The sequence below is a fragment of the Spongiactinospora gelatinilytica genome, assembly GCF_003236385.1.
Lineage (GTDB): Bacteria > Actinomycetota > Actinomycetes > Streptosporangiales > Streptosporangiaceae > Spongiactinospora > Spongiactinospora gelatinilytica.
The window spans coordinates 1-16,542 of the sequence record NZ_POUA01000148.1 but is presented as its reverse complement, the minus strand read 5'-3'; the positions used below and the strand labels follow the sequence as shown (position 1 = coordinate 16,542).

The 16,542-nt window shown below is 70.4% G+C and carries 14 protein-coding genes and 1 pseudogene; 5 read left to right on the top strand and 10 right to left on the bottom strand.

Annotated elements, in window-relative coordinates; genetic code table 11:
* Together C1I98_RS19410 and C1I98_RS44015 are read right to left on the bottom strand one after the other, a co-directional pair.
* Positions 1-182: pseudogene (locus C1I98_RS19410) on the bottom strand (DUF998 domain-containing protein); the annotation flags it as partial.
* Positions 183-297: 115 nt separating this feature from the next.
* Entirely contained in the window at positions 298-450 is a 153-nt protein-coding gene (locus C1I98_RS44015; protein ID WP_233508001.1) for a hypothetical protein, read from the bottom strand.
* Positions 451-453: 3 nt separating this feature from the next.
* Here C1I98_RS44015 and C1I98_RS41520 point away from each other — a divergent pair, with 3 nt between their 5' ends.
* Positions 454-1,167 (top strand): hypothetical protein, encoded by a 714-nt coding sequence (locus C1I98_RS41520; RefSeq protein WP_199537052.1) that lies wholly within the window; start codon positions 454-456, stop codon positions 1,165-1,167.
* A gap of 157 nt (positions 1,168-1,324) precedes the next feature.
* On the opposite strand, the gene C1I98_RS19395 is transcribed toward C1I98_RS41520, so the two are convergent.
* Complete coding sequence (locus C1I98_RS19395; RefSeq protein ID WP_146607521.1) at positions 1,325-1,804, bottom strand: hypothetical protein; 480 nt, start codon at positions 1,802-1,804, stop codon at positions 1,325-1,327.
* A gap of 43 nt (positions 1,805-1,847) precedes the next feature.
* Here C1I98_RS19395 and C1I98_RS19390 point away from each other — a divergent pair, with 43 nt between their 5' ends.
* Positions 1,848-3,218: an APC family permease gene (locus C1I98_RS19390; RefSeq protein WP_111168859.1), complete on the top strand. Its 1,371-nt coding sequence runs from the start codon at positions 1,848-1,850 to the stop codon at positions 3,216-3,218.
* On the opposite strand, the gene C1I98_RS19385 is transcribed toward C1I98_RS19390, so the two are convergent.
* On the bottom strand, positions 3,182-3,796 hold the full coding sequence (locus C1I98_RS19385) for an AAA family ATPase (RefSeq protein WP_158558099.1): 615 nt from the start codon (positions 3,794-3,796) through the stop codon (positions 3,182-3,184). The two genes, C1I98_RS19390 and C1I98_RS19385, sit on opposite strands and share 37 nt — an antisense overlap.
* A gap of 423 nt (positions 3,797-4,219) precedes the next feature.
* Positions 4,220-5,581, bottom strand: coding sequence for an FAD-binding oxidoreductase (locus C1I98_RS19380; protein WP_111168857.1), 1,362 nt, complete (start codon positions 5,579-5,581; stop codon positions 4,220-4,222).
* Positions 5,582-5,672: 91 nt separating this feature from the next.
* On the opposite strand from C1I98_RS19380, the gene C1I98_RS19375 reads away from it, so the two are divergent.
* The 3 genes from C1I98_RS19375 (at position 5,673) to C1I98_RS19365 (ending at position 9,008) form a co-directional block, all read left to right on the top strand.
* The gene (locus tag C1I98_RS19375) at positions 5,673-6,626 is read left to right on the top strand and encodes a helix-turn-helix transcriptional regulator (RefSeq protein WP_111168862.1); all 954 of its coding nucleotides are present in this window, start codon (positions 5,673-5,675) and stop codon (positions 6,624-6,626) included.
* An 86-nt stretch (positions 6,627-6,712) separates the two neighbouring features.
* Positions 6,713-7,318, top strand: coding sequence for an acyl-CoA-like ligand-binding transcription factor (locus C1I98_RS19370; RefSeq protein ID WP_111168856.1), 606 nt, complete (start codon positions 6,713-6,715; stop codon positions 7,316-7,318).
* A gap of 106 nt (positions 7,319-7,424) precedes the next feature.
* Positions 7,425-9,008 (top strand): MDR family MFS transporter, encoded by a 1,584-nt coding sequence (locus tag C1I98_RS19365; RefSeq protein WP_111168855.1) that lies wholly within the window; start codon positions 7,425-7,427, stop codon positions 9,006-9,008.
* A gap of 54 nt (positions 9,009-9,062) precedes the next feature.
* Here the strand turns inward: C1I98_RS19365 and C1I98_RS19360 are convergent, their stop codons facing one another.
* From C1I98_RS19360 to C1I98_RS19335, 5 genes are all read right to left on the bottom strand, one after another.
* On the bottom strand, positions 9,063-9,551 hold the full coding sequence (locus C1I98_RS19360; RefSeq protein ID WP_158558098.1) for a CinA family protein: 489 nt from the start codon (positions 9,549-9,551) through the stop codon (positions 9,063-9,065).
* 115 nt (positions 9,552-9,666) lie between these two features.
* Positions 9,667-10,632 carry an alpha/beta fold hydrolase gene (locus C1I98_RS19355; protein ID WP_158558097.1) on the bottom strand — a complete coding sequence of 322 codons (966 nt, stop codon included), beginning with the start codon at positions 10,630-10,632 and terminating at the stop codon, positions 9,667-9,669.
* Positions 10,633-11,028: 396 nt separating this feature from the next.
* On the bottom strand, positions 11,029-13,992 hold the full coding sequence (locus tag C1I98_RS19350) for an amidohydrolase family protein (protein ID WP_199537051.1): 2,964 nt from the start codon (positions 13,990-13,992) through the stop codon (positions 11,029-11,031).
* 486 nt (positions 13,993-14,478) lie between these two features.
* Complete coding sequence (locus tag C1I98_RS46365) at positions 14,479-15,000, bottom strand: helix-turn-helix domain-containing protein (protein WP_438672096.1); 522 nt, start codon at positions 14,998-15,000, stop codon at positions 14,479-14,481.
* Between the two features lie 207 nt (positions 15,001-15,207).
* A complete protein-coding gene (locus C1I98_RS19335) occupies positions 15,208-16,257 on the bottom strand; it encodes a cellulose binding domain-containing protein (RefSeq protein WP_111168851.1) in 1,050 nt (349 codons plus the stop codon).
* Between the last annotated feature and the right edge of the window lie 285 nt (positions 16,258-16,542).

Below are 16,542 nucleotides of genomic sequence, written 5' to 3'. Positions count from 1 at the left end.
CCGAGAGAGAGCATCCCGAACTCCGTGGCGACCCCCTCGCTCACCACGGCGTACTCACCGATCGTCATCCCGAAGGCGTCGAGCCGCGGGTCGGTGTCGAGCAGGCCGACGGCCAGCGCGACCACCGCCGCGACGACCCCCAGGCAGGCGATCAGCGGGTAGATCCCTCTCACGAGCAGCATGCAAGAAGGATCTCGCCGAACGCCCCCCGGAGGCATCCGGCGGTATCCCTGAGCCGCCCCTGATCCCCGACCCCTGAGATATCAGGGTGCCCCGAGGTCGCTCAGGCCCCGCCGGTCATAGCCCGGAAGGGTCGTGCCCGACGCTGATCTCGTGCGCGATGCGGAGCAGGGCCCCCTCGTCCAGGCCCAGACCGGGGGCGCGCGGCACCCGGTCGCGAAGCGTGGCCAGTACGGCGGGCACCGGCCGGCCGGCATGGTGGGTGGCCACCTCGTGGACGATCCGGAAGAGCGCCAGGTTGCGCTCATGCTCGGCATCGCCCCGAAGCGGCCCACGCCCGGCGCCGCCCCCGGGCTGGTCGTGCCGCGTCATCGCCCCGTCTCCTCTTCACTCGGTTCTCCCCGCAGGCAACCGTACGCGATCCTGCTCCTTGGCGGGGCGGGCGCGCTGCTCGTCCGGCGGTCGGCGGCGCTGCCGTGGCTGACCGCGGTGGCGCTGCTGGTCGTGCCGGTGGCGGTACTGGACTTCGACCACCGCTACGTACTGCCGGTCATTCCGGTCGCCTGCCTGGCCGCCGGCCCGGCATGGGCCGATCCGCGCGGCCGGCGGGGCGGAATCCCGGAAAACGTCGGTGGCAGGCGCTGGGCGGCGATGGCCCGCAGCGCGAACGACCGGGCCAGGTCGTTGTTGCCGTCCCGGCCGCCGGGCAGCAGGTTGATCGCCGAGCCGGGCGCCCAGATGTACTCCGAGGCGGCGTCCACCACCGTCCCGTCGGGGCACAGCCGGGCCTCGGCGGCGGGCGGGCGGATCACCGAGCAGTCGGCGAACGTCATGGTCCGCGCCCACAGCGCGACACCATGTCGGACAGCACCGCGTGTTCGAGTCGCCCCAGTAGAGCCGGGCGGGCCGGTACCCGAGCATGGTCACCACGCGCAGCGCAGCGGCCAGGGCGACCACCACGGCGAACATCCGGTGCCCGGTCCGTAAGGGAACGGACGGCAGGGCAGAGCGAGCGAAACCTACGGCGAGCATGCGAAACCCCGTCATCGGCAGAAAGAAGGCGGCAGCCCTGGTTTTCGGGCATGCCGGAACGACCCGTCGCCGAACACGACGCGGGTCAACTGATCAGCAGGTCAGGAAGGGATCAGCAGAAGTCGCCGGTCGTCTTCGGCCCCGTATCGCGGGGGGTCCTGTCCGGCCCGACGAGGAGCAGCGCGGCGTCCGGGGCGGTGAGCGTCCCCTCGTGGACGTACCAGTCGCCGGGCACCTGAGACCGCCGTTTCCCGCCCGTCGAGTACGCCAGGGACGTCACGCCGCGCTCCCGCAGCAACTCCCCCACCGACCGCACCCGCCGCCCCACGTACGGCACGCAGTGCAACTCCCCGGGGCCGCCGATCGGCGCCATGACGTCGTACTTCTCCCCGGGCCTCGCCGCCCGCCCGAGCGTCACCTCGGTGCGCCCGCGATAGTTCATCGGGATCTTCAGCCCGATCGGGCAGACCTCCCCCCATTTCCGGCAGGTCCCCCGCCGGCCGATCGTCTTGATCCGGTCATCGATCCTGCCGGACACCGGCATCACGATCACCTGCCCGACCAGGTCCGGCACACTGAAGGTGTTTCGCAACCAGCCAGTGTCAAGAACATTGACGGCGGGAACGAGCTCAGACATGACTCCCCCCGCGAGCCCCACAGCGGCAGCCGAACCCGTCCCACTGAAGCGGGCGATCGGCCCCAAACTACTCGTGCTGTTCATCGTCGGCGACATCCTCGGCACCGGCGTCTACGCGCTGACCGGCGCGGTGGCGGGCCGGGTCGGCGGGGCCCTGTGGCTGCCGTTCCTGGTCGGCTTCGTCATCGCGGTGCTGACCGCGATGTCCTACGTCGAGCTGGTGACCAAGTACCCGCAGGCGGCCGGGGCCGCGCTCTACACCCAGCGGGCGTTCAAGGTCCCGTTCTTCACGTTCATGGTGGCGTTCGCCGTCATGTGCTCGGGGCTGACCTCGGCCAGCGCCGCCTCGCTGGCGATCGGCGGCGACTACCTGAGGGAGTTCATCGCGATCCCGGCCGCCGTGGTCGGGGTGATCTTCATCATCGCGGTCGCGCTGCTGAACTACCGGGGCGTTTCGGAGTCGGTGCGGACCAACATCGTGCTCACCGTCGTCGAGGTGAGCGGGCTGCTGATCATCATCGGCATCGGCGTATACGCGCTGGTCAACGGGCTCGGCGAGCCGAGCCGGCTGGTCCACATCGACTCGGGGGAGGCGGGCGGGCTGATGTTCGCCCTGCTGGGGAGCACGGCGCTGGCGTTCTTCGCGTTCGTCGGCTTCGAGGACTCGGTCAACATGGCCGAGGAGACCACCGACCCCTCCCGCAACTTCCCCCGGGCGATCTTCCTGGGCGTGGCGATCACCAGCACCGTCTACATCCTGGTCGCGATCACCTCTTCGCTGCTGGTGGACCACCGGGTGCTCGCGGAGTCGAGCGGGCCGCTGCTGGAGGTGGTCAAGGCGGGCGGGATCAGCTTCCCGCCGCAGGTCTTCGCGGCCATCGCCATCTTCGCCCTGTCCAACACCGCGTTGATCAACATGATGATGGCCTCCCGGCTGGTGTACGGGCTGGCCAACGAGCGGGTCGTGCCCAGGGGGCTGGGGTGGGTCGATCCGCGCCGCCGCACTCCGGTGATCGGCATCGTGTTCACCACGCTGCTGGCCATCGGGCTGATCTCGACCGGCGGGATCGAGGGCCTGGGCGACACGACGGCGTTCCTGCTGCTGTGCGTGTTCACGGTGGTGAACGTCACGGTGCTGGTGCTCCGCAGGGACCAGGTGGAGCACGCGCACTATCGGGCGCCGACCGCGCTGCCGGTGCTCGGCGCGGTGCTGGCGCTGGTACTGGCCAGCCCGCTGACCGGACGCCCGGTGGAGGTCTACGCCCGGGCGGGCGTCCTTTTGGCCATCGGCCTGGTGCTGTGGGTGATCAACTGGCTGGTGATCCGCCGCCGTCAGGACCCGGCCACGGAGCCCGCCGTGCGCGACTGAGGCCGGACGGCCTTCGCCGGGCGGGTCGCGGCGATGAACGCGTCGGCGATCTCGCGGGCGGCGTGGTCGGGCGGCGTCTCGTCGGTGGCGATGCGCAGGTGGAACAGCGGGTCGTCGGCGGTGACCTGGACGGGGTCCAGGACGTCCTGGCCGGCGGTGACGCCCGCCGCGCCGCCCGCGCCGCAGCCGTCCCTGCGGCGCAGCCGTTCGTGACAGATCTCCCTGGGGGCCCAGAGCAGCACGCGCACCCACTCGCCCAGCGCGGACAGCCGCCGTACGTCGGGCCGGCCGCACACGTGGATCACCGGGACGAGCCCGGCCTGGGCCATGTGCTCGATCGGGTGGCGGTCGATCGCGTACCGCCCGCCCTCGCGCCGGATGTCGGAGATGATCCGCCCGGCCCGGCGGAGCCGATCGACCTGCTCGTCGGTGACCTGGTCGTGGTCGTCGGCGGCGTCGGGCCCGACGACGAGGTTGCGCACCGGCACGAAACGAGGGTCCAGGTCGTGCAGCGCGCGGGTGATGGTGCTCTTACCGCTGGCGGGCGGGCCACAAAGGATGATGCCGGTCGCCTTCATGGTGGTTCCCGCTAGTGCGCCCGGCCGGCGGACTGGCTCGTCTTCATCGCGTCCCTTCGCGTACACACGGGGGGTCGTGCGGGACATGCGGGAGGCGTGTGAAAACACACGGGTAAAGCGTAGTCAGGTAGTAGTGAAGAATCCTAGCTTTCTCGGCGCGATATCGGAAACCCCTGTTTAGCGCGAAGTGCGGGGCCTGCCGGAAAGAGCGCCGCGGGCTAGACCGCTCCAGTCTTCAACAACAAGACCTATACCGGACCGGCACCGGCAATATTGGGCGAAGAACGCTGGTTTGTCCAGCGTCTTCGCCCATGTTCCGCTAGGTCAGGCGCACCGCCCCCACGGCGCGCAGCCATCCCTTGCACAGTCGGTATTCACCCGTGTATGTCAGGCATCTTTCGTCAGCATTGCGTGGCAGCGATGTCACTGATCGCGCTTATCCAGGGAGATCGGATAGTTGGCGTGAAACATCCCGTTCGGGTCGTGGCGCGCCTTGAGTTCGGCGAGCCGGTCGTAGTCGCCCGGGTCGAAAGCGGTCCGCGCCTCCTGCTCGGTCAGCCGCCCGAAGCCGAAGTTGATCCCCCGGCCCAGCGCCTGGTCCTCGAACGGGGCCAGCACGTCGTGGTGGAGCCTGCGCGCGATCTCCTCCTGGCCCGGCCCCACCATGGAAAGGGCGTTCAGCGAGTAGGCCGCGGCCCGGTGGCCGACCGCGCTCGGGACGCGCGGCGGGCGGGCCAGCGCGCCGCCCAAGTGCCGCATCTGCACGACGCACATGATCGGCGCGGACGGCCCGCCGGTCTTCGGCAGCGTGGCCAGCAGGCCCGGGTCGAGATCGCGCAGCAGCCGGTTCTGGGACTGGAAGGCGTGCGGCTGGTCGGGCTCGTCGAACACGGCGGCCGACTCGGTGTAACGGATCTCGCGCAGTGTGTCGCGCAGCCGCGGCCCGACGTCGCGCAGCGGCTCGACCAGCCGCCGGCCCTCCTCCTCGGTGCCCAGGAACGCGATCTGCACCTGGGCGGCGTACTTCCCGCGCAGCGCCTCCGGCACCATGGGCAGGTCGGGGAACGGCAGCATCGCCACCGCCGAGGTCATCTCCTCGGGCACGGTCTCGGTCCAGTGCCGCCACGCCTCCAGCACGCCGGGCACCTCGGCGACGTCGAAGAACAGGCCACCGCCGTACAGCTGCGTGACCGGCAGCAGGCCGATCTCCATGCCGGTGACCACGCCGAGCCCGCCGGCCCCGCCGCGCAGCGCCCAGAACAGGTCCGGCTCGCCGTCCGGCGTCACCTCGACGACCCGGCCGTCCGCGGTGACCATGGTCAGCCGCCGCACGTGGTCGGCGGCGAAGCCGTACTTCCTGGCCATCAGCCCGAGGCCGCCGCCCAGCGTGTACGGCACCGCGCCGACCCCCGGCGAGCTGCCCGACATCGGCGCGAGCCCGTGCGGGGCCGTCGCCTCGATCACCTTCGCCCAGGGTGCGCCCGCCTCGACCCACGCGGTACGCGCGGCCGGATCCGCCCGGACGTCGGTCATCCGCCGGGTGCTGATCAGCACTCCGCCGTCCATCGGCTCGTTGACGCCGTGCCCGGCGGCCTGTACCGCGACCCGCGCGCCGAGCGCGGCGGCGTGCCGTACGGCGGCGCGCACGTCGTCCACGCCGGTCGCCCCCACGATCAGGTCGGGCCGGTGGGTCGCCAGGCGCTGGAAACCCGTCCGCTCGTCGTCGTAACCCTCCGCTGCGGGCCTGAAGACCGGCCCGCGGATGTTCTCCGGTGTCTCAGTCATACGGCCACCCTAGGAAACCTTGCGGACACATCTTGTCCGCAAAGTACGTCAACCTGGAAAAGTGACCGACCCCATTTCCGTGCGCGGGAACATGCCAGGGCGGCTGCTGAAGCTGCTCTCCCTGCTCCAGAGCCGCCCCGACTGGCCGGGGCCCGAGCTGGCCGAACGCCTCGGCGTCACGGTCCGCACGATCCGGCGCGACATCGAACGGCTGCGCGCGCTGGACTACCCGGTGGAGGGCACCACCGGCATCGCGGGCGGCTACCGGCTGATCTCCGGCCGCGACCTGCCGCCGCTGCTGCTCGACGACGAGGAGGCCGTGGCGGTGGCGCTCGGCCTGGTGACCGCGGCGGGCGGCAGCGTGGCCGGGATCGAGGACAGCTCGATGCGGGCGCTGGCCAAGCTGGAACGGGTGCTGCCCGCCCGGCTGCGCCCCCGGCTGGCCACGCTCGGCGACGTGACGGCCGCCGTGCCGTACCGGAACGTGCCACGGGTGGACGCCGGGGTGCTGGCCGTGCTGGCCTCGGCCTCACACGACCGGCGGATGCTGGCCTTTCGCCACCGCGACGAGGAGGACCGCCTGGTCGAGCCGTACAACCTGGTCACCTTCGGCGGCCGGTGGTACCTGCTCGCGTACGACCCCGGGCGCGCGGACTGGCGGACGTTCCGGGCGGACCGCATCACCGGACCGCGTCCCACGCACCAGCGCTTCACCCCACGCGAACTACCCGCGGACGACCCGGCCGAGTACGTGACCCGCGCGTTCGCCCGCGCCACCTACCGGCACACCGCCCGGATGACCGTACGGCTGGCCGCCGCCGACCTGCGCACCCGGGTGTTCGCGGCGATCCCCGGCGAGGTCCGGGACCTCGGCCCCGGCGAGTGCGCGGTACGAGTGAGCGCCGACTCCCCCGCGCTCGTCGTGCAGTACGTGGCGGCCATCGCCGCGCTGGGCGCGGAGTTCACCTTGGAGGCCACACCGGAGATCGCCCGCCGGGTCCGCGACCTCGGAGCCGCACTGAACGCCAGGTCAGCGGCACTGTGACCGACATCACCTGCTTTCAGAGCATGAAACTTTGCTCAGTCTGAAATTCTTCGCTTCCCTCGCTCGTTTGGCCGTATGTGGACAGTGTGGGCAGTGTTGAAGAACTCGGGCGGAGAGACCGCAAGAAGCTGGAGACCCGGGCGGCCCTCGCCGAGGCGGCGCTGCGCCTGGTCGCCGAGCGCGGCCTGGCGGGCGTGACGGTGGAGGACATCGCCGAGGCGGCCGACGTCTCGTCCCGCACCTTCTTCAACTACTTCCCCTCCAAGGAGGACGCCCTCCTGGTCGCCCCCGCCGACGTCGAGACCGCATGGCCCAAGTCGCTGGCCTCCGCGCCCGCCGGCCTCACCGCCCTCCAGGCGCTCCGCCTGGTGCTGCGCGGACAGGCCGAATGCATGGAGCAACGCGCCGAAGAGGTCCGCCTGCGGATCAAGGTGATCGAGGAGAACCCGTCACTGCTGCCCCGGCTGGTGTCCGGCGGGTTCGCGAACGAACGCGCCCTGGCCGCCGCCGTGGCCGAGCGGATCGGCCCGGAGCGGGCCGCCGGCGGCTATCCGGAACTGCTCTCCGCCGTCGGCCTGGCCGCCTTCCGCGTGGCGATGCTGCGGTGGAGCCGGACGAAGGGGTCCGTGCCCATGACCGACCTGCTCGACGACGCCTTCGACCGCCTGGCCGCCGGCCTCCCCGAACCCTGATGTCGGCCCTCCTGCCCCGGCCCGGCCCACGACGCCGGCCGGGCACTGTGACCTGCCGCTTGCTTTGCGTACGCGCTGCGAAAACCGCTGAGAAACCTGAGGAAGCATGACAACGACCGACGCGGAGTCGAAATCCGTGACCGCGCCCGCCGCCCCGACATCCCGGAGAAAGGTGTTGCAGGCGCTGTCCGGGCTGATGGTGGGCATGTTCGTGTCCATCCTGGCCTCCACCATCGTGGCCAACGCGCTGCCCGTCATCGTCCCTGACCTGGGCGGCTCGCAGACGGTCTACACCTGGATCGTCACCGCCGAACTGCTGGCCATGACCGCCACGGTGCCACTGTGGGGCAAGATGGCCGACCTCTACAACAAGAAACTGCTGATCCAGCTCTCCCTCGGGCTTTTCGTGGTGGGATCGCTGATCGCCGGCCTGACGCCCAATGTGGAGATCCTGATCGTCAGCCGGGTCGTGCAGGGCATCGGCGCGGGCGGCATGAGCGCGCTCGCGATGATCGTCATGGCCGCCCTGATCCCGCCGCGCGAACTCGGCCGCTACGCCGGTATCTTCGGCGCGGTGTTCGGCGTCGGCACGGTCATCGGCCCGCTGATCGGCGGCCTCCTCGTGGACACCTCCTGGCTGGGCTGGCGCTGGTGCTTCCTGATCGGCGTGCCGTTCACGATCGTGGCGATCGTACTGCTGCAGCGCACCCTCGACCTGCCGGTGGTCCGCAAGCAGGTCAAGGTCGACTACCTGGGCGCGTTCCTGATCACGCTCGGCGTGAGCACGCTGCTGGTGTGGTCCTCGCTGGCCGGCAACAAGTTCGAGTGGGGCTCGTGGTGGACCGTCGGCCTGGTCGGCGGCGGGCTGCTGGTCCTGGCGCTCGCCCTGTGGGTCGAGTCGCGGGCCGCCGAGCCGATCATCCCGCTCAGCCTGTTCAGGAACCGCACGGTCGCCCTGGCCACGGTGGCCAGTGTGCTGGTCGGCGTCGCGATGTTCGGCGGCACGGTGTTCCTGTCGCAGTACTTCCAGGTCGCGTTGGGCAAGTCGCCGACCGTGGCCGGGCTGATGAGCCTGCCGATGGTCTTCGGCCTGCTGATCTCCTCCACCGTGGCCGGGCAGCTCATCACCAAGTGGGGCCGCTGGAAGGCGTTCCTGGTGGCCGGCGGGATCATCATGCTCGCCGGGATGGTGCTGCTGAGCACGATCGGCGGGCAGACCAGCGTCCCGGTGCTCATGGTCTACATGGCGGTGCTCGGCATCGGCGTCGGCATGCTCATGCAGAACCTCGTGCTCGCCGCACAGAACGACGTCCCCGCCAGCGACCTCGGCGTGGCCACCTCGGCCCTGACCTTCTTCCGCAGCATGGGCGGCGCGGTCGGCGTCAGCGCCCTGGGCGCGGTACTCGCCAACCAGGTCACCTCGTCACTCACCGAGCGCCTCCCGGCCCTGGCGGGCGCGACCGGAGGCGGCGGCGAGTCGCAGGCCGTACCGAACGTCGCCCAACTCCCGGCCCCCCTGCGCGCCATCGTCCAGGACGTCTACGCCACGGCCACCGCCGACCTCTTCCTGATCGGCGTCCCCCTGACCGCCCTGGCCCTGCTCGCGGTGCTGTTCATCAAGGAAAAGCCGCTCAACACCCTCTCCGGTGAGGAACGCCTGGCCCAGGAAAGCGCCACCACCTCCCACTGACCCACCTAGAGAACAGCGGGGGAGAACGACCACCATCGTCCTCCCCCGCCGTGGTCATTCGGGGGTTCGGCCGGTCAGGTGGTCGATCAGGAGGTCGAGGGCGAACTCCACGGTCTGGTGTCGGACCTCCTCGCGGGATTCGCCGCTGCTCATGAACTCCCGGCTGAAGGTGCCCGACTCGTCGGAGAGGCCGATGAAGACCAGGCCGACCGGCTTGCCGTCCTGGGCGGTCGGGCCGGCGACGCCGGTGGTGGACAGCCCGATCGAGGTGGCGAACAGTCCGCGCACCCCAGCGGCCATCTGCTCCGCCGTGGTACCGCTCACCGGGCCGAGCGTGGCGAGGACCGCCGGGTCCACCGACAGTACGGCGGCCTTCGAGGCCGTGGCGTACGTGGTGACGCCACCGGCGTAGTAGTCGGACGCCCCCGCGATGTCGGTGATCACCGCACCCAGCAGCCCGCCGGTCAGCGATTCGGCCGTACTGATCGAAAGCCCGCGCTCACGAAGCAGTACCCCGAGCCTGGCCGCACCTTCCAAGGACACCGCCCATCCCCCCCGATCTTCGCACGCCCGAACGCGCGGCACACCCTAACACCGGGAACATGACCGTACGCGCGGTCCCCCTCCGGGACCGCGCGTACGGTCGTGCCCTTGGTTCCTAGCGGGAGTGCCTGCGGAGGAAGTTCAGCAGGGCGGGGTTGAAGATGTCGGATCGCTCCCAGTGCGGTTGGTGGCCGCACTCGTTGACGACCAGGCTCGCCGAGCGGCGCAGGTGGGCGGCCAGCAGCCGCTGCACGCTCGGCGGGCTGTAGAGGTCGCCGTCACCCCAGGCCAGGAAGGTGGGGATGTCCAGCCGTTCGAGGTCCGCCCACAGCGGGCGGTTCTCATACGGCTGCGAGACGTCGGTGTGGCTGGCCCGGTGGTGGATCTCCAGCCACTGCTGGACCCCCTCCGGGTTCGCCGCCCGGTACGTCGGGCCGAGCTCGATGAAGTCCGCTCCCATGTCGTAGAAGCCCTCGGGCCGCAGTCGCTTGAGCGTCTCTTGGTACGCCGGTTCCGCCAGGCCGGTGAGGCTGCCGGCGAGCGTGATCGTGCGCACCCGCTCAGGGTGGGACAGCGCGAAGTCCAGCAGGGTCCCGCCGCCGGCCGCCACGCCCACCCCGTGGAAGCGATCCACGCGCAGGTGGTCCAGCAGCAGCCGCAGGTCCTCCGCCTCGGTGCCCGTCCGGTCCGCGGGTCCGGCGTCGGACTTGAAGTGGCCGCGCCGGGAGTACGCGATCACCCGGTAGCCCTTCTTGGCGAAGTACGGCTGCTGGTACGGCCAGCTCTCCGAGCTGCCCGTACCCGGGTGCAGGAAGATGACCGGCGCGCCCGAGCCGCCGGTGTCCCAGTACCACAGCCGCGCGTCGGGCAGCGGCGCGAGCGCCTCGGTCGCCTTGACCTGCGCCGGGACCGGGATGATGGGGAGCGGGCTGTCGGGGGCGGGGACCTTCACGCCCCCGTTCGTACCCGCCGCGGCGGTGCCGGCCATCGCCGGTACCGCGCTACCTGCCGCCAGCACGGCTCCCGCGCCGAGCAGCATCCTCCGTCCGAGGTTCCGGTTCGTCTCCAAGTCGTGGGTCATGTCGCTCGTGACCTCCAGTTTCGGGGCATGGGCTCGTTCGCTACCCGCTGCGCGGGGCGTGACGAGGGGTGGCTCTGGCCGATAACGGCAGGGACAGGGAATCGGCACCGGTTGGAGGCGTGACCGGCGCGGATGGACGGTGAGGGCGCGGCGCATGGCCACATGCGGCCGTCGCGCTGCGCGAGAACCGGGGCCAAGGGGTGGCGGCCATCGGGTGATCGCAGTCTACGTAATGTGCACCCAAAAAGGTATAGATCACACCGCCCTAAATGGGCTGCGGGATGTCCCAGGTTCGGGATCTCTTCGGGGCGAGGGTTTGGGATCTCCCGGAGGGGAGGGTTTGGGATCTCCCGGGGCGGAGGCCGCGCCGACCTCCGCCTCCGGGAGACGCGTTCCTCAGTGGGTGTGGTCGGCCTCGGAGGGCTCGGGCGCGACGAGCTTGGTGGGCGAGGCCGGGGCCTGCCGCTCACCGGAGAACGGTTCGAGCAGGTCGGGCACGTCGTGCAGGGCGCCGTTGGTCATCACGCCGCGCACGTTGGCGAGCGTGCCGATGTCCGCGAGCGGGTCGCCCTCGACGAACATCAGGTCGGCCAGCTTGCCCCGCTCGACACTGCCGAGATCGTGCTCGATGCCGAGCGCCCTGGCGTTCAGCACCGTCGCGCTCTGCAACGCCTTGAAGGGCGCGATGCCGTACTTGACCATGGACCGCAGGTTCAGGTGCAGGCTGACCGCCGGGTTGTCCAGCGGCCCGTCGGTACCGGCCAGTACCGTACCGCCCGCCGCCAGCACCTTCTTGAGCTGCGCCACCGCGCGCTCGGCCGCCACCGCGTTGCCCGAAAGCGACCCGCACGGGCCGGTGCCCTGGGCGCACTTCAGCTCGCCGACCAGGATGTCCTGCTCCCAGCCGGTGTAGAGGGACTTGATCCGTGGGTCCTCGACCATGCCCGGGTCGTCCGCCAGCAGGGCGCTGGAGGCGAACATCGTCGTGGTGAGCGGGAAGCCGCCCTGGCCGAACAGCTTGACCACGTCCTCGTACATGACGCCCTGGGAGGCGTTGCGGGAGAACCCGAAGCCCCACCGGGTCGGCCCGGACAGGTGCTCCTGCTGGTCCACCCCGAACGCGATGCCCGGGTGCAGGTAGTGCGAGGTCGTCGGGATGCCGAGCCGGTGCCCGCGCTGGGCGACCTCGGCCTGCAACCGGTGCGGGAAGCGCATGTAGGTCTTCATCAGGTCGAAGTCCAGCGCCTTGGCCCGGGAGAACTCCAGGTCGAGCTGCCGTTCGTTCATCACGGGACGGGCGAAGTCCCAGGAGAGCCGGGAGCCTTCGAGCATCTCGCCGGTGAGGAAGTGCCGCGGGCCGATCCGCGCGCCCGCCTGCGCCGCCTCGCGATCCTCGACCGCCCGGTACGCCTGGTCACCCGTGGAGCGGGTGGTGGTGATCCCGTACGACAGCAGCAGCCTGCCCTGGCGGTCGCCGTAGAACTTGGACTGGAGCTGCTGGTGGTAGTGGATGTCGATCAGGCCGGGCAGGACGGTCCGGTCCGAGGCGTCGATCACCTTCCAGCCGCGCGGGTGCGGGCCGGGCCGGTGCGGGCGGACGTCCTGGATCCGGTTGCCCACCACGGTGATGTCCACGTTCTCGCGCAGGCTCTCGCTCTTGCCGTCCCACATCTTGCCCGCGTGGATGACGACCCGGCCCTTGGGCTGGGCGGGCGAGTAGTCGACGCCGGTCTCGATGGAACGCGACCGCCCGCCGTCCCTGGAGATCGTGCGCAGTTCGCCGTTCTCCAGGTAGAGCAGGGTCTTGGAGTCGCCGCTCCACGAGGGCGCGTCGCTCGGCTTGTGGGTGAGCTGCCGCGCCTTGCCCGCGGGCGTGCCGTCGGGGTTGACCGGCAGCACCCACAGGGTGGTCTCCATGATGAACGCGAACCACCGGCCGTCGGGCGACCAAGCCGGGCCGTCGTCGCCGCGCACCGAGATCGAGCGCCACGGCGCGGGCTCGACGACCTTGCTGGTCTTGGCCTCGACGTTCACCAGCTCGATCTGGTTGCGCGAGGCGGAGGAGACCGACAGCGCGAGCGTGCGGCCGTCGGCCGACCAGCTCGGCCGTCCCGGAGCACTGCGGGTACCGAGCACTTCGGCCGGGTCACCGCCGTCCGCGCTCACCACGAACGTCTTGCCGCCCTGGTTCTGGAAGGCCAGGCGGCGGCCGTCCGGCGACCACGCGGGGGCGATCTCCGCGCCGGCCAGCGAGGTGACCCTGCGCTCCTTGCCGTTCGCGACCTCGCGCACCCAGATGTCCATGGTGCCGGCCTTGTCGGACGCGTACGCGATCTTCTTGCCGTCCCGCGACCACACCGCGTCGATCTCGTAGAAGTGGTCGTCGGTCAGCTTCCGCGCCTGCCCGTGACCGTGGCCGTGACCATGACCATGGCTGCTCACCGGCTGGACCCACAGATCATTGAGCGCCTTGTAGAGGACGGTACGTCCGTCCGGCGACAACGCGGGCCCGACGATGCCGCGCACCGGACGGCGGCGGCTGGAATCGAAGTCGTACTCCTTGCGCTCATAAACCGGACGATTCAGGACGAAGGTCGCGGAGAACGGCACCTGGCGGGTCTGGCCATCGGCCGCCTTGGACACCACGACCTTGCCGTTGCCCGCGTAAAGGATCTCCTCGGCGGAGAGCCACGCGGGCGGGAAGGGATAGACGTCGGTGAGGTCGCCGACCGCCTGTTCCCGGTCGGGCGTCGAGGCGACCTTGAGCCGGCGCGCTCCGGTCTCGCTGCGCAGGAAGGCGATCTTGCCACCGTCCGGCGACCACGACGGGGCCGCCACGGTGCCGGGCCGCGCGGCGACGAGCGTCTTGACCGCGCCGGTGGCCAGGTCGATGCTCTCGATGACGTTGCTGCGGACGTACGCGATGCTCTTGCCGTCCGGCGACCACGTCGGCTGGGTCTCCTGGGCACCGGCGGTGGTGATCCGGTCGAGCCGCCCGGTCCGGACGTCCACGGTCCAGATGTCGCCACTGCCCTCCCGGGTGGAGGAAAACGCGATCTTGCTTCCGTCGGGCGACCACGCGGGCTGGAGGTCGTCGTACTCGCCCTGGGTCAACTGCCTGGCGGCCCCCGTGCGCAGCGAGACCGTCCAGATGTGGAACATGCCATCCGCGAACGACTGGACGGCGACATCACGCCCGTCCGGTGACAGACGCGGCCAGAAGGGATCGAGCAGGGGATCCCCGAAGGGACGGGCGTTACCGCCCGAACCCGCCAGGGTGTGGAGCCGGCCCTGGAGGTCCATGACGATGGTCCCTCCGCCGGGGGTGGCGGTGACCGCCATGTTGGTGCCCTCGGTCACCGTTACTTTGATCGTTCTGCCATGGTGTGATCGGTCGGCCGAGTTCGATGGGTTCGTTGGATTCGTCGGGTTCGCGCCACTCGCGGGCGTCGCGCTGGCGACGGCGAGCAACGCCGCCACGCTCACGACGGATGCCGCGGTGAAGCGCCCCCGGCTTATTCGACCCATGCCTGTCCCTCCTAAACGGCTGGCCGGGCCAGCGGAAATCACGCAGGGGACAGCGATCGGCCCCGGACGGCCGGGCCCAGGGCACACGACACCCTGACCCGACATCCGGTACCGAACCCTCAGAGGTGACACCCGCTGAACAACGGTGCCCGCAACGTAAGCGAGCGCCCTCACACCGCCAAGAAGGTGATTGTTAACACAGCGATGAACGGCAGCGCGGCGCGCCGAGCGGCCGTCTGAGTGCGCCGAACGGTAGATCGCTTTTGGCGGGACGAGCGACGGAAGGGGCCTGAGGGGCGGCTGGGAGCTAAGTTTCGGTCATGCCAGGGGAGGTGGCGACGGTGTCCGCGCTGGTGGTGCCCAGCGCTCACCGTGCGAGTGGACGCCCTGTTCGGTGGGCTGGAGGCCACCGGCGCGACCGGCCGCCGGGCGGTGCCGAGGTCCGAAATTCATCGACCGGGGCTCGGCGGGTGAAGGGCCGGTGAATCGCTTTACAACATACCAATTCACAGAGTCGGGGAAATTGTGTATTCGCTGTCCAGGGAGGTGGAGTCGCGAAATCGGATATGCGATCGGCCTTCGGCTACTTTTGCGGTATGACCTCAGGAGTCCGTTCGGACTCGGGTGGGGATCGGATTCCGGTTCCCAGCGCAACAGGTCTCCCGGCCGGCATTCCAGCACCTCGCAGAGCTCGGCGAGCGTCGTGAACCGTACCGCATCGGCCCGGCCGTTCTTCAGCACCGCCAGTTTGGCGGGGGTGATCCCGACACGTTCGGCGAGTTCCCCCACCGACATCTTCCGCTTGGCCGGCATCACGTCGATGTCCACGGCGATCGGCATCAGATGACCTCCGCCGGCTCGGCCCGCATCCGCGCCGCCTCGACATCACGCGCGACGGCTTGCGCGAGCAACATCCGGAGCACGAGCACGGGGCAGAGCAAGAGCTGTCTCGGACATCGCCCCCGCGGCGGGATCACCGCCGCGGGGACAGAAGATCTCCCAGAGGCCCAGAGGCCCAGAGGCCTGGAGAGCGGAAAGGCCGGCCGGTTACGAAGTCGCGCAGGTCCGGCCGTTGAGGCGGAGGGTTGCCGGGGCCGGTACGGACCCGCTGTACGACGCGGTGAACCCGATCTGCGTCGCCGACCGCGCGTGCAGGACCTTGTTCCACCGCTTGCTCACGCCCGTGAGTTCCGTACCGCTCTGGGTCCAGTCCGCAGACCACCCCGACACGAGCCGCACGGACGACGCCGCCGCCGGATAGCCCACGGTCAGCGTCCAGCCGTCGATCGCCGTCGTACCCGCGTTGCGCACCGTGATCTCCGCGTTGACCCGCGACCCCCAGGTGGCCGCCCGGTACGACACCACGCACGTCGGATCAATGGTCGGCGTCGGCGACGGCGACGGCAGCCCCTCCCTGGCGAGGGCGGACAGCGGTTCGGACGGCACACTGAGGTTGCCCGCCGCGTCCCTGGCGACCACGACGTAGGTGTAGCGCTGCCCGATGACCAGGCCCGCACGTTCCATGAAGTTCGTGGAGCCCGCACCGTCCAACGTGCCGGCCTTCACGTATCCGGTCGCGGTCTCGCGGTAGACGTCATACGCCGTCACGGCCACGTTGTCAGTGGACCGCTGCCAGCAGAACGTGACCCCCTCATAGTCCATCAGGCACGCGTCCCGCAGCCCGGTCGGCTGGGACGGCGGCTCCCGGTCCCCGGGCGTCGGGGTCGGCGTGGAGGTCGGGCTCATCCCGAGCGTCGCGGCCACCGTGATCAGCCTGGACGGCGGACTGACATTGCCCGCCGCGTCCTTGGCCACGACGTACATCGTGTAGAGCCGGCCCAGCTCACCGGAGAAGCCACCGACCGTGCTGGTGGTACTGGCGGCGTGGACGAAACCGCCGACGTCCAGGCGATAGATGTCGTATCCGACGACCCCGGTGTCATCGGACGAAGCGTTCCAGCAGATAGAGGCGTAACCGGTCTCGATGCTGTTCTGCGCGCCCTTCTCGGCACCGTTCTCGGCACCGTTCTCGGCACCGTTCTCGACACCGTTCTCGACACCGTTCTCGACACCGTTCTCGACCGGAGCCAACGGCACCGGACACGGCCGTACCTCAGAAGGCCTCGTCGGCACCCCCGGAACACCACCGCCCTCCGACGAGGCCGCCACCTGCACGGCCTCCCGCACCGGAACCGCGGCCCGCGCCGCACCCCAGCCCGAGCCGATCGCCATGACGGCGAGGAGTAACGCCAATGTGAAGAGTCCGAGGGTCAGGAGGACCGCCCCCAGGGCTTGCCTGCGGAGTTGCATGATGCCCCTATCGAATCGCGTTGCCTGTGTCCCCCGCAGCGATTGTGGACCACCACGAACCCCCCGTAAAGC